The sequence below is a fragment of the Streptomyces bottropensis ATCC 25435 genome (assembly GCF_000383595.1).
GTDB classification, from domain to species: domain Bacteria; phylum Actinomycetota; class Actinomycetes; order Streptomycetales; family Streptomycetaceae; genus Streptomyces; species Streptomyces bottropensis.
In genome coordinates this window covers 5,755,254-5,768,470 of sequence record NZ_KB911581.1, presented here as the reverse complement: position 1 = coordinate 5,768,470, position 13,217 = coordinate 5,755,254, and the positions used below count along the sequence as shown (strand labels likewise).

The 13,217-nt window shown below is 72.0% G+C and carries 10 protein-coding genes and 1 pseudogene; 7 read left to right on the top strand and 4 right to left on the bottom strand.

What is annotated here, in order from left to right; genetic code table 11:
- Positions 1-30: 30 nt before the first annotated feature.
- Positions 31-2,808, bottom strand: coding sequence for a SpoIIE family protein phosphatase (locus STRBO_RS0125750; RefSeq protein ID WP_202500360.1), 2,778 nt, complete (start codon positions 2,806-2,808; stop codon positions 31-33).
- Positions 2,809-3,136: 328 nt separating this feature from the next.
- Here STRBO_RS0125750 and STRBO_RS0125745 point away from each other — a divergent pair, with 328 nt between their 5' ends.
- Positions 3,137-5,209, top strand: a complete 2,073-nt coding sequence (locus tag STRBO_RS0125745; RefSeq protein WP_005483854.1) for a DUF1996 domain-containing protein — start codon at positions 3,137-3,139, stop codon at positions 5,207-5,209.
- Between the two features lie 94 nt (positions 5,210-5,303).
- Entirely contained in the window at positions 5,304-5,555 is a 252-nt protein-coding gene (locus STRBO_RS0125740) for a hypothetical protein (RefSeq protein ID WP_005483852.1), read from the top strand.
- A 40-nt stretch (positions 5,556-5,595) separates the two neighbouring features.
- On the opposite strand, the gene STRBO_RS44225 is transcribed toward STRBO_RS0125740, so the two are convergent.
- Positions 5,596-5,769, bottom strand: coding sequence for a hypothetical protein (locus tag STRBO_RS44225; RefSeq protein WP_202500359.1), 174 nt, complete (start codon positions 5,767-5,769; stop codon positions 5,596-5,598).
- Between the two features lie 35 nt (positions 5,770-5,804).
- Between STRBO_RS44225 and STRBO_RS45725 the strand changes: the two are divergent.
- The 3 genes and pseudogenes from STRBO_RS45725 to STRBO_RS0125725 form a co-directional block, all read left to right on the top strand.
- Positions 5,805-6,143, top strand: a pseudogene (locus STRBO_RS45725) (response regulator); the annotation flags it as partial.
- Positions 6,144-6,315: 172 nt separating this feature from the next.
- The gene (locus tag STRBO_RS0125730; RefSeq protein WP_005483849.1) at positions 6,316-6,657 is read left to right on the top strand and encodes a hypothetical protein; all 342 of its coding nucleotides are present in this window, start codon (positions 6,316-6,318) and stop codon (positions 6,655-6,657) included.
- A gap of 206 nt (positions 6,658-6,863) precedes the next feature.
- Positions 6,864-8,453, top strand: coding sequence for a DUF308 domain-containing protein (locus STRBO_RS0125725; protein WP_167336830.1), 1,590 nt, complete (start codon positions 6,864-6,866; stop codon positions 8,451-8,453).
- Positions 8,454-8,496: 43 nt separating this feature from the next.
- On the opposite strand, the gene STRBO_RS0125720 is transcribed toward STRBO_RS0125725, so the two are convergent.
- A complete protein-coding gene (locus tag STRBO_RS0125720) occupies positions 8,497-8,961 on the bottom strand; it encodes an SRPBCC family protein (protein ID WP_020115061.1) in 465 nt (154 codons plus the stop codon).
- 293 nt (positions 8,962-9,254) lie between these two features.
- Here STRBO_RS0125720 and STRBO_RS0125715 point away from each other — a divergent pair, with 293 nt between their 5' ends.
- A complete protein-coding gene (locus tag STRBO_RS0125715; RefSeq protein ID WP_005483840.1) occupies positions 9,255-10,232 on the top strand; it encodes a hypothetical protein in 978 nt (325 codons plus the stop codon).
- 122 nt (positions 10,233-10,354) lie between these two features.
- Here STRBO_RS0125715 and STRBO_RS0125710 read toward each other — a convergent pair whose 3' ends face one another.
- Positions 10,355-10,720 (bottom strand): cupin domain-containing protein, encoded by a 366-nt coding sequence (locus STRBO_RS0125710; RefSeq protein ID WP_005483838.1) that lies wholly within the window; start codon positions 10,718-10,720, stop codon positions 10,355-10,357.
- Positions 10,721-10,871: 151 nt separating this feature from the next.
- On the opposite strand from STRBO_RS0125710, the gene STRBO_RS0125705 reads away from it, so the two are divergent.
- Positions 10,872-13,193 (top strand): MMPL family transporter, encoded by a 2,322-nt coding sequence (locus tag STRBO_RS0125705; protein WP_237547769.1) that lies wholly within the window; start codon positions 10,872-10,874, stop codon positions 13,191-13,193.
- Positions 13,194-13,217: the final 24 nt, after the last annotated feature.

The window sequence follows — 13,217 nt, the reverse complement described above, 5'->3', positions numbered from 1 at the left end:
TCCCCTGCGGGCAGGGCCTGTCGAGGACCGTCAGGGCAGCGCCTGTTCGGTCCAGATGGTCTTGCCCGTGGGGGAGTAGCGGGTGCCCCAGCGCTGGGTGAGCTGGGCGATGAGGTACAGCCCCCGGCCGCCCTCGTCGGTCGTGGCGGCGTACCGCAGATGGGGCGAGGTGTGGCTGCTGTCGGTGACCTCGCAGATCAGCTGACGGTCGTGGATGAGACGGACCCGGATGGGTCCGCCGCCGTACCGGATGGCGTTCGTGACCAGCTCGCTGAGGATCAGCTCGGTGGTGAACTCCAGCTCCTCCAGGCCCCACGCGGCCAGCTGCCGGGTGGCGTCGGAGCGGGCCCGGCGGACGGCCGCCGGGTCGTCGGGCACCTCCCACTCCACGACGCGGCTGCCGTCCAGCGCCCGGGTGCGGGCGACGATCAGCGCGATGTCGTCGCTCGCCCGGCTCGGCGGCAGCGCGTCGAGCACGGCCTCACAGGTGCCCTGCGGGGAGGTGTCGGCCCCGGTCAGCGCGGTGCGCAGCAGTTCGAGGCCGTCGTCGATGTCCCGCTCCCGGTGCTCGACGAGGCCGTCGGTGTAGAGCACCAGCCGACTGCCCTCCTCCAGCTCCAGCCCGGCGGTCTCGAAGGGCAGCCCACCCAGGCCGAGCGGCGGACCGGCGGGCAGGTCGGGGAACTCGACGGTGCCGTCGGGGCGGGCCACCGCGAGCGGCGGATGGCCGGCCCGGGCGACGTCGCAGCGCCGCGAGACCGGATCGTAGATCGCGTACAGACAGGTCGCCCCGGTGATCGGGGCGGTGCCGTCCAGCACCGCCTCGTCCTGGTCGATACGGCTGACCATCTCGTCCAGCAGCCCGAGGATCTCGTCCGGGGGCAGGTCCAGCGCGGTGAAGTTGTGCACGGCGGTGCGCAGCCGCCCCATCGTGGCCGCGGCGTGCAGCCCGTGACCCACGACATCGCCCACGACGACCGCGACCCGGGTGCCGGACAGCGGGAGGACGTCGAACCAGTCCCCGCCCACCCCGGCCTGCGCCGGCAGGTAGCGGTAGGCGACGTCCAGGGCGCTCTGTTCGGGGAGGTTGCGCGGCAGCAGGCTGCGCTGCAGGGTCTCGGCCATCGTGTGCTCGCGCGTGTACCGGCGCGCGTTGTCGATGGAGACCGCCGCCCGCGCGACGAGTTCCTCGGCGAGCGCCAGTTCCTCCTGGTCGAAGGGCTCGGGCTTCTCCGAGCGCCAGAAGTTGGCGACGCCCATCACCAGCTGGCCCACCCGCAACGGCACGGTGATCAGGGAGTGGATGCCGTACTGGACGACCTGCGCGGACCGTTCGAGATCCTGCGCCTGCCAGCCGGTGGCCCGGCTGAGGTCGGTCACCAGGGTCGACGTGCCGCTGTCGATGCTGCGGGCCTGCGGCGAGGAGGCGACGAGGTCGATCCGCTCGCCCACCTTGTACAGCGGCGCGTCCTTGCGGATGCCGCTGCACGCCGTACGGCGCAGGGTGGTGACCGTGTCGGGCTCGTCGCCGTTGAGCGTCGCAGGGGCGAGGTCCACGGTGACGAAGTCCGCGAACCGGGGGACGGCCACCTCCGCCAGTTCCTCGGCGGTGCGGGTCACGTCCAGGCCGGTGCCGACGCCCACTCCGGCGTCGTAGAGCAGCCGCAGACGCTCCCGGGCCGCCTCCGCGCGGCCGGACAGGGCGCGCAGCTCGGTGGAGTCGCGGAGGGTGGCGACGCTGCCGGAGGGTTCGCCCTGCAGATCGGTGGCCCGCTGGTTGACGGCGAGCAGCCGGTCGCCGACCAGGTGCACCTCGTCGTTGGCGACGCGCCCCGAGGCCAGCAGGTCGGCCATGGGGGATTCCAGGCCCAGGGCGTGGACGTCCTGTCCCTCCGCATCCGAGGGGAGGTCGAGCAGACGGTGCGCCTCGTCGTTGGCGAGCAGCAGTCTGCCTCCGCCGCCGACGATGATCACACCCTCCCGCACGGCGTGCAGCACCGCGTCGTGGTGCTCGTACATGCGGGTCATCTCGGACGGGCCGAGGCCGTGGGTCTGGCGCAGGAGCCGCTTGCTGACGAGCGCCGTGCCCGCCGTGGCCAGCGCGAGGGCCGCGGCGGCGGCGATCAGCACCAGGGGCAGCTGCTGTTCCGCGGCCCCGCCCACGTTCTCGGTGGTGATCCCGGCCGAGACCAGGCCCACGACCTTGCCGTCGGGGTCCTTGACCGGCACCACGGCCTGGACGAGGGGGCCGAGGGTGCCGTTGACCTCCTCGGTGAAGGACTCGCCCTCCAGCGCCGGCCCGAGGGTGCCGACGAACTGCTTGCCGATGCGGTCCGGCTTCGGGTGGGTGTAGCGGATCCCGTCGGTGTTCATCACGACGATGAAGTCGACCTTGGACTGCACTCGGGCGGCCTCGGCCCTCGGCTGGAGGATCGCCGTCGGATCGTCGGCGGCCAGCGCCTCCCGGGTGCCCGGCGCGTTGGCGAAGGTCTCCGCCACGGCGAGCGAACGGTTGTGCGCTTCCTCGCTGCTGTCGTGCCGCACCTGAAGGACCAGCGCCACCACGGCCGACACGACCAGGACCAGCACGATCACGACCTGGAGCAGGAAGACCTGCCCGGCGACGCTGCGCCCGCCCACCGCCGACCGCAGCCTCGCGAGCGGGCCCCCGCGGTGTTCCGGATCCCGGTCCGCGCCGCCGTCGGATCCGTGCCGTACCCGTCGGGCGCGGTCGTCCGGGCCCTGCGCGGGCCGGCCCTGGGGGCGGCGGGTCGACTGAGAGCGAGATCGACCCAGGAGACGCACCATGTGCCCATGTCTACACTGCCACGCGCCCGGAGGCGAGAGGGGGTCACGCGCGGTCACGGCCGGTGCCGCCGACGAAACGGCGGGGAGAGCGCTTGCTGCCGCTTTGACCATGTGTGACTTACCGCTACCTGTCATCTTCCTGTGAATTTACGAGGCGTTTGAACACTTCGGCGTCCGGCTCCGTATTGGGCTGGGGTTTTTCATGCCCGGACCCGATCCGACGTTGTAGGAGCTATCCGTGGGACGCACCACCAGGCGCAGACGCCCATCAGGAGCACGGCGCGCGACCTCAGCCGCGATCGCGCTGATCTTGGGCGGAGGCGGCCTCGTGGCCGTCAATGTCTACGCGTCGGCCACCGAGGAGGACGCGGCAGACGACTCCGTCCAGCAGGTCAACTCCGCCGCCGGCACGATCGACTGTCCGGACGTCGGCGACGCGTTGACGGAGGTGCCCGACGGGGCACGGGCCGAGGTCGACAAGGAACTCGCCGCCCTGGACCAGCAGATAGCCGAGGCCTACCAGCGGCTGCAGAACTCCGCCCAGGCCCAGCAGCAGGACGGCGGCTTCGCCGACAACGCGATCATGAACCCGCTCAAGGAGAAGCGGGCGGCGACGATCGAGCGGATCGCGATCGCCATCGACCGTGTCGGCGACCGCCCCGACGGTCTCGACTCCCTGGCCGCCTGCGAACTGCGCCCCGCCGAGAACCAGAACGGCGGCGACCAGAACGGCGGCGACCAGAACGGGGACGACCAGAACGGCGGCGGTGAGAACGACGGCGGTGACGGTCAGGACCAGGGCGGCCAGCAGGGCGATCAGGGCCAGGGCAACGGCGGTCAGGCCGGCAACGGTCCGGTGGCCGCGGACTACGCCGACATCACGACCGTCCAGCCGAACGCGGGCGACGGGGGCCGCCGACAGGACGGCTCCACCGGCTCCTTCAGCACCGACTGCGGCGTGAACGCGGGCGGCCTGTTCAACTCGGACAACGTCATCGTCGCCCCCGGCGTCTCCAACGGCGCCCACCACTTCCACGACTACGTGGGCAACCAGGGCAACAGCGCGTTCGCCAGCGACGAGGACCTCGCGGCCGCCGACACCAGCTGCGAGAACCAGGGCGACCGGTCCTCGTACTTCTGGCCGGTGATCCGCCTGCAGAACGGCGCCGCCGAGCAGGACGCCAACTCTCCCGGCGGCGGCATCGAGGGCAACGTCGGTGAGATCGTGACGCCCAAGCAAGTCACCATGACGTTCGAGGGCAGCCCGCGCGGCGACGTCACGGAGATGCCGCGCCTGCTGCGCATCATCACCGGCGACGCCAAGGCCTTCGTCAACGGCACGGCCAACGCCAACGCGTCCTGGAGCTGCACCGGCTTCGAGGACCGGCAGTTGAAGGACAAGTACCCGCTCTGCCCCGCCGGCAGCGACGTGGTGCGTACGTTCAAGTTCCAGAGCTGCTGGGACGGTCGCAACATCGACAGCGCCAACCACCGCACCCACGTGGCCTTCGCCGCGGCGGACGGCAGCTGCGGCGCCGGCTTCAAGGCCATCCCGCAGCTCGTCCAGCGCATCGTCTACGACGTCGACGCCCCGAGTCTTCAGGACGGCGGGCGTACGGCCCCGCTGTTCGCGGTGGACGCCTTCCCCGAGCAGCTCCACAAGCCCGTCACCGACCACGGCGACTTCATCAACGTCTTCGACGAGGACCTGATGCGGGAGATGGTGGACTGCATCAACGACGGTCGCGAGTGCGACGCGGCCGACATCGGCGGCGACCAGGGCGATGGCGGCGACCAGGGCGGCAACGGTGGCGGCCAGGGTGGCGATGGCGGTGGCCAGGGCGATGGTGGCGACCAGGGCGACGGTGGCGACCAGGGCCAGGGCGGTGACAACGGCCAGGGCGAAGACCAGGGTCAGGACCAGCCGGGCAACGACCAGGGTCAGGACCAGCCGGGCAACGACCAGGACCAGCCGGGCAACGACCAGGACCAGAACGACGACCAGGACCAGGACCAGGACCAGAACGACAGCCCGGCCGAACCCACCGAGACCGCCCAGGCCCCCGGGAACGGGGACGACAAGGCGAACCAGGGCGACGACAAGGAGCCCCAGGTCCTCGGTTCGGTGAAGGCGACCCAGCGCGGCAACCCCGGCGAGGGCAAGGACGCCGGCAAGGATGCCGACGGCGCTGACGACGGTGGCGCGGTCGTGGCTCCCGAGCAGACGACGCCCGCCGCCAACATCCCCTCGCCCGCCGGTCAGTCCGGATCGCAGGGGTCGCAGTCGGCGGCGGGCGACCTCGCCGAGACCGGGGCGCAGTTGTGGCCGGCGATGATCGGCGGCGTGGCGGTGCTCGCCGGTATCGTCCTGCTGCGCCGGGTCAGGCGCGGGACCTACTGATCCGGGAGAACCCGCCGGACGGGGCACCCACGCTCCGCCAACCTTGTTGATTTGGACGGGAATCGATCCTGTACCGAACGACTCGGGGCGGAGCATGGCGGAGGTCGGGGCCCGGTGGCTGCCACCGCCGGGTGATGTCGCGTCGGCCGCCGTCGTGCTCGTGGCGATGGTGGCCGTCGGGCTGGGCGCCGGAAGCGACACCGACGCCTCCCCGGCCGTGACGGTCGCGCTCGGCGCGGTCATCTCCGGCAGCCTGGCGTTCAGGCGCCGTGCCAGCTGGCCGGGTTCGTGGTGGGCACCGCCGGGCTCGCCGTCGAGGCGCTGTGGGCGGGTCCCGGTCCGCTGACCCCGGTCGCGAACCTCATCGGCGTCCACGCGCCGGGCCTCTACGCGAGCCCCGCCGGGCCGCGCTCGGCGCGCTGCTCGTCCCGCCCGGCGTACTGGCGTACTTCGCCCCGAAGGAGGACCCGGCGGTGGTGCCGGTCGCGGTGGTCGAAGGCCGCCTCCCCGATGGCGGCCATGTCGGTGCCGCGCTGACGAACGCCCTGCGCCACGGCCATGCCCGGTCCGCCGAGGTGACCGCCCGCCGACAGAGGTGGGGCAACACCGTGCTCGTCCGTGTGGTGGACGGCCGGGGACTTACGCCGCGGTACCGGCCCGGACGAGGGCTGCGCGGTATCGGCGAACGGGCCGCCGCCCACGGCGGATCGATGGCCCACGGCCCGGTCGGCGACGGCGGCGGGTTCGCCCTCAGCGTCGAACTGCCGCTGCCGTCACCGCCCGTGCCGCCGCCGGGGCGGCCGTGCGAGTGCTCCTGGCCGACGACGACGCCGTGCTGTGTACCGGCGTGGCCGTGACGCTCGGCACCGCGCCGGACATCGAGGTCGTCGGGGAGACGGCCGACGGGATACGGGCCGTGGAGCTGTGCCACGCGTTGACCCCGGACGTCGTGCTGATGGACGTACGGATGCCGGGCATCGACGGCATCGAGGCCAACTTCTCATGGCCTCCGGGGCCCTGCACGGCGTGGTGGCGGTCGTGGACCGGGAGCCGTGGTGGGGAGCGGTGTCCTGGCGCAAACCGGTCGCGTTCGGGGTGCCGTTCGCATGCTCGCCCACGCCGCCGGACTGCACGGCATCCAACTCCTCTCGGTGCTCGCGCCCCTGAGCGACACCGGCCGCCTCCGGCCGCGGGGAGCGGCGACCGTCCTGGCCGTGCCGGCCCTCGGCTACACCGCCGCCTTCGCGGCGATCACCGCCACCGCCTACGCCGGCCGCGCCCCGTACGATCCGGCCGTCCCGCTCGGGATCCTGCTTGCGGCCGGCGTCCTGACCACGGGCACGGCGGCGGCCGTCGTCCTCGCACAGGCGTTCCCCGCCCGCCGCACTCCGGATCGTGCGCCGGAGGAGGAGGAAAAAACCCCGCTCCCCGAGCGAACCGGCCGGTGACCTCCGTGCGTCAACAGGCTGTGGGGTCCACGCCTGCGCCCCTCGCCGGGTGCGGCGCACGGCCCTTCCGGATCATCACGCACGCGGTGGTCACAAATGGAAACCGATCTTTGCCGGTGCCCGGGAAACGCCTGTCGCGGCATCGACTTTCGGCCGTACACTGACAATTCGTAACCATGCGGGTGGAGTTGACGGGGGGATCCGAGATGTCCGGGGATCAGTACGGGGTAAGAGACCAGGACGGCTGGAGCCACAGCTACGTCGTGCCGCCCGTGCCGCCCATGCCGCCGGGTCCGCCGCCCGGCCCGGCGGACGCCTGGCGGGCCGTCGGCGTGGGCCTGCTGAACCTCAGCGGACTCGGACTCGGCTACGCCCTGATCCGCCGCCCCCTCCTGACGCTGGTGTGCTGGGTGGCCACCGGCCTGCTGGTCTTCACGGTGCTGCCGGCCGACCCCGACGGCGTCTCGGGCACCACCCTCACCGTCTATGGCCTGTTCCTCCTCCTCGCCGCCGTCCACGGCGCCTTCCTGGGCCTGCGCACCCGCCTGGTGTGGCCCGCGCGGTCGCCGCTCGCCATCGTGCTCGGGGTCCTCCTCCTCGCCGTACCGGTCGCGGGCGGTCTGCTCTACGAGACCGCGCGGAAGGAAGCCGTCGAGGAGATGCTCCTGGACCGGCTGGAGAAGGCCGACGACCTCGTGGACAAGGCCTCCGGCGAGTCCTTCTCCACGACCCAGTCCGAGTTCCGCAGGGCGCTGACCGCCTACGACGACCTCAGCACCGACCACCCCGACTCCCGGGCGGCCGAGAAGGTCCCGGACCGGCTGAAGACCTTCTACACGACGGTCGGCGCCCCGTACGAGAAGCAGGAGTACTGCGACGCCGTCGCTCCCCTCGAATACCTGCGCACGGTCCCGCAGACCGTGAGCAAGAGTGACCTCGGCTCGCTGGCCGACTGGCCCGACGACCGGCTCGCCACCTCGCTGTACGAGTGCGCCTCCGCCGGCCTGGAGGGCAACACGGCGGGCTGGCAGGACCAGTTCAGCGACCTCCTCACCACGTTCCCCGACTCCGACCAGGCGGCGAAGGTCGAGCCCGACGTGAAGGCGGCCGTCGACAAGGCGGTCAAGGCCGTGGGCGGCGACGACCCGTGCACCGCCGTCGACCAGCTGGAGACGCTCGGCTCCCAGGTCAAGGCGCTGCCGGGGGACAAGGCCGGGGTGGCCGACGCCCTCGCCGACGCCGCCGGACGGGCCGAGGACTCCGCGTCCACGGGTGTCTACACCTGCGGCGTCGACCAGTACCGCGACGGCGACTTCGCCGAGGCGGTGACCTCGATGAACGACTTCGTCGGCGCACACAAGAAGCACAAGAACGCGCCACGCGCGAAGAAGATCGCGATCGCCGCCGAGATCGCGCAGGAGGTCCCGGCGGCGGGCAAGAAGCTGCCCACGACGCGCTCCGGCGGCAGCATCTCCGTCACCGTCAAGAACGACAGCCCCGACGAGATCCAGGTCATGTACACCGGCCCGGTGACCGGCACCTTCACGCTCAAGGGCTGCGGCACCTGCTCCAGCTACAGCTGGAGCAGCACCCTCGTCAGCGGCTTCAAGCCGTGCAGCGGCAACGACAAGTACCCGCAGCGCACGATCAGCCTGCCCGTGGGCACCACGTACTTCCTGCACAAGCCGAAGGGCGGCAGCGCCTCCAGCGCCGCCTCCGACACCGCCAAGCTGGAGCCCGGCTACATCTACACGGAATGCGCCTACGTGACCTCCGGCTACGGTCTGGACTCCTGACGCGCGCCCGGTCACGGTGATCGTGCGGGGCCGCGGGAGCGACTCAGCTCCTGCGGCCCTCGACCCACCGGGCGACGTCGTCGAGATCCCTCGCGACCGCCCTGCGCACGGCGCGGGCGCCGACGGCACCCATGACCTTGGCGAGCAGACCCGCGACGCCACCGGTCGGCTCGGCCGAGAACGTCATCAGGATCGTCGTCGACTCCGGCCCGTCGGCGCGCAGCTGCCACGCGGAGACATAGCGGGAGCCGTGCGACTCGGCCTCCACCACATAGCGTTCCGGCGGCTCGCTGACGGTCACCCACATCTCCTCGGTGGCGTCCTTGCCGAACATGCGCCGGGTCTCCCGCCAGCGCGTGCCCACCCCGAAGACCCCGTCCGTGAGGACCTCGATCCTGGTGACGCCGCCGAGCATCCGGTCCATCCGGCCGAGATCCGTCAGGGCCTCCCACACCCGCCCCTGGGAAGCGGTGACCCGTCGCTCGACCACCACACTTCTGCTGGTCATGGGATCCATGAAAGCACCGGGCGGCGACCCCCGCCCCACGACGGGCCCGTCCCGGCCGGTCCGCCGGGTTGCGTAGGCGGGGTGCGTAGTTTCACGGACGACCGCGCGGGAGGCGTTCTGCGAGGCTTGGATCTTCAGGTGCGGCCGAGGCTCCGGAGGCCGCATGGAAGGGATCGGGCCGCGGGTATTTCTCCTCCACGCGTTCGCGCACGGCACCCTGCCGTCCTGTCCGGCGGCGCCGCCGGGCGGGCTCCGCAGCCGCACCCCATCCACCACGACACGAGGAGAAGCCGATGACCGACCGCCCCGAGGGTGCGCCGGCACAGCCCCAGCCGCAGGATCAGCCGTCCGCGTCCCCGGCCTGGCCGCCCCCGGGGCAGCCCGACCCGCGGGCCCAGCCGCCGGGGCCGGCTCAGGCCCCGACACCGACCCAGGCGGAGATACCGGTCCCGGCGCAGACGCCCGGCCAGGCGGCGGCCCCGAGCGCCTATCCGTACCCGAACCCCCAGTCTCCGTCCGTCTACGGCCCGCCGGTGCCGGCCCAGGCCTCCGCGTACGGCCAGCCGGCAGGTGGCTATCCGCCGGGCGGCTACCCGCCCCTCGGGGCGCCGCCCGCGACCGGGGCCGGCGGGCGCGCCGTGCTGTGGGTGCTGGTGGGCGCGGTCGTGGCGTCGGCGGCATGGGCCGGCGGTGTCTTCCTGCTGGGCCTTGGCAAGGGCGACACGGAGGCGGACCTGCGTGGGTACAAGGCCGAGTCCAACCTCTGCTCCTCGGTGGACTACTCGTCGTTCAAGAACGAGTACCCGCAGGAGGACACCGAGCCGGTGCACAACTCCCTGGAGCACGAGGCCCTCGACGAGAGCTACTGCAGCATCTCCCTCAGGGAGTCCTCGACCTCCTCCCTCTCCGACGCCTACTTCTCGGTCCAGGTGGACCTCCACAAGAAGACCGACCCCGGCCCCGAGTTCACCGCCCAGTGGTCCGAGTACGACCAGCGGTACGAGGACTACGACGTGGACAAGGTCTCCGGCTTCGGTGACGAGGCGTATCTCGTCACCGAGGACACCACGTCCGGGGACGACAACAGCGGCAGCCGGGCGGCGACCCTCGCGGTGCGCGACGGCTGGATGACGTACGAGATGCGGTGGAGCGCCTACGGCTCCACCTACGACGACGGCGCGACGATGCCGGAGGTGAGCGACGTGGTGGAGTGGCTCAAGAGCGACACCAACGCGACGCTGGACAACCTGCGGGAATCCGGCGGGGTGTAGGTCCCCTCGGGTGCGGGTGCGGGTGCGGGTGCGGGTGCGGGCGCGGGCGCGGGCCCCGGCCACACCGACGGAGGCGGGGCGCTCGCGCCACCGCCTCCGTCCCCTTGCGCACCCGGGTCGGCTCAGTCGTCCTTCGCCTTCGCGTAGTCCTGGGCCATCTGACCGGCGAAGTCGTACACCAGGCACTGCTCGTCGCCCACGACCCACGCGTCGTGCCCCGGCGCGCACACGAAGGCGTCGCCCGGTCCGACCTCGCCCTCACCGCCGTCGTCCATACGAATGTGCATACGGCCACGGACCACGAAGCCGTTGTGGTGGACCTGGCAGCTGTCCGTGCCCGCGATGGGGCCGACGGACTCCGACCAGCGCCAGCCCGGCTCGAAGGTGGCCACGGCGAAGTCGAGCCCGGTCAGGTGCACCGCTTCGAGGTGGCCCCGGGGGAAATCGCGCCGCTCGTCCGGTTTCTCGACCGTCTTGATCTCCAGCATGACGGCTCCCTTCCGTTAGGCCGTCCCACCTCCCCATCGTCCGCCTGTCAAGCCGGGGCCGCCATCCGGGGGACCGGCGCCCGCCGGAGGTGCCGGGCCCCCGACGGCGTCGTGTAATGGCATGCGGGAGATCGCTCCCGAGGGAGAGACGATGCGCTCAGGTCGTTCCGGTGAGGGTGAAGGTGAGGGCGAGGGCGAGCGGACGGGCGGGACCGACGCCGCGCCGGGCAGGCTGCGGCGGCTCGGCGAGTGGTGCGCCCGGCACTTCGTGGTCGTCATCGTCGCCTGGCTGGTCGCCCTCGCGGCCGTGCAGGTGCTGAACCGGGCCTACGGCGGTGACTACTCGGACAACTTCTCCCTGCCCGGCGTGCAGTCCCAGAAGGGCCTGGACGTGCTGAAGGAGCACGATCCGGCGGCCGGCGGCTACGGCAGCCAGATCGTCCTGCACGACAAGGACAAGGCCCTCACCTCGCTCGGCTCCCAGATGTCCGAGACGGTCGACGACCTGCAGAAACTGCCGCACGTGCTGTCGGTGCAGAACCCGCTCACCGCGCCCTCCGGTCAGACCTCGCAGTCGTCGTCCCAGTCGCAGCAGCCGAACGTCGGCCCCCTGTCCTCCGACCAGCGGACGGCGTACATCACGATCCGCTTCGACGTGCAGCCCTCCACGCTCGGCGACGGCTACCTCGACGGGGTGGACGACTCCGTCCAGCCGCTGCGGTCGGCGGGCGCCGAGGTCGAGTACGGCGGTCCGCTCGGTGAACTGGCCCGGCCCGACGCCGACGACCGGATCAGCGAGCTGATCGGCTTCGCGGTCGCGATCGTCGTCCTGGTGATCGGCTTCGGCAGTGTCATCGCCGCCGGGCTGCCACTGGTGACCGCCCTGCTCAGCGTGGTCGGCGGCCTCGCGTGCCTCGGTCTGCTGGCCGCCGCGTCCACCTTCGCGACCGTCTCCCCGACCCTGGCGACGATGATCGGCATCGGTGTCGGCATCGACTACGCCCTCTTCCTGACCACCCGTCACCGGCAGAACCTCATGGACGGCGACGATCCGGTGCGGGCGGCCGGCCGCGCCGCCTCGACCAGCGGCCACGCCGTCCTCGTCTCCGGCTGCACGGTCATCGTCGCCCTCGCGGGTCTGTACGCGTCCGGCGTGAGCTTCATCGGCAAACTCGGACTCGCCGCCGCCGTGACCGTCGTCTCCGCGATCATCGGCGCCCTCACGCTGGTCCCGGCCCTGCTCGGCCTCATCGGCACCCGCATCGACCGTTACCACCTCCGCAAGCCGATCGCCGAGACCGGCGCCGAGGCGGGGGAGGAGATCACCGGCACCTGGCATCGCTACGCCCAGCGCGTCGAGCACCACCCGTGGCGGTTCCTGACAGCCGGACTGGCGACCGTGGCGATCCTCGCGATCCCTCTCTTCTCCATCCAGCTGGGCCACATCGGTGACGGCGCCGACCCCACCTCCTTCACCGACCGCCGTGCCTACGACCTGATGACCGACGCCTTCGGCCCGGGTTCCAACGGGCCGCTCACGGTCGTCATCGACCAGACCTCGGTGCCGTCGTCCGACCGCCAGAGCCTGCAGAGCACCGCGCAGAAGAAGCTCGACGCGGTCCAGGGCGCCCACGCGGTCACCCCGCTGACCCCCACCCAGGACGGGGACGTCCTGGTGGGCACGGTCTACTCCGCGCAGTCCCCGCAGAGCGCCGAGACCACGGACCTCACCAACCGCCTCGTCGACGACACCCTGCCCGCCTCGGTCGCCGGCACGAAGGCCGAGGGGTACGTCACCGGCACCACGGCCTCCCAGGTCGACTTCCGCGACCTCGTGGCGAGCCGGCTGCCCGTCATCATCGCCGTGGTCGTGGCCCTCGCCTTCCTGATCATCCTCGCCGTCTTCCGCGGCCTCCTGGTCGCGGTGAAGGCGGCCGTCCTGAACGTCCTGTCCATCGCCGCCTCGTACGGCGTCGTCGTCGCCGTCTTCCAGTGGGGCTGGGGCGGACCCGCCCTGGGCGTCCACGGCAAGGTGCCCATCGAGAGCTACGTCCCGATGATGATGTTCGCCATCATCTTCGGCCTCAGCATGGACTACGAGATCTTCCTGCTCTCCCGCGTCCACGAGGCCTGGCTGCGCACCGGTGACGCCCGCGCCTCCGTGGCCCACGCCCTGGAGATCACCGCCCGTGTCATCACCTGCGCCGCCCTGATCATGGTCAGCGTCTTCGCCGCGTTCATCGTCAGCGACAACATCGTGGTCAAGATGCTGGGTCTGGGGCTCGCCGTCAGCGTCCTCATCGACGCCACGGTCGTACGGCTGCTCATGGTCCCCGCCGTGATGACGCTCCTGGGCCGCCACGCCTGGTGGACCCCGCACTGGCTGGACCGGGTGATGCCGCACATCGACGCGGAGGGCGACACGGCGAAGCGGCCGGTCCCGCAGGCGCAGGACCGACCGCTCGGCAGCTGAGGTGCTTCAGCGCACCGGGAGTCG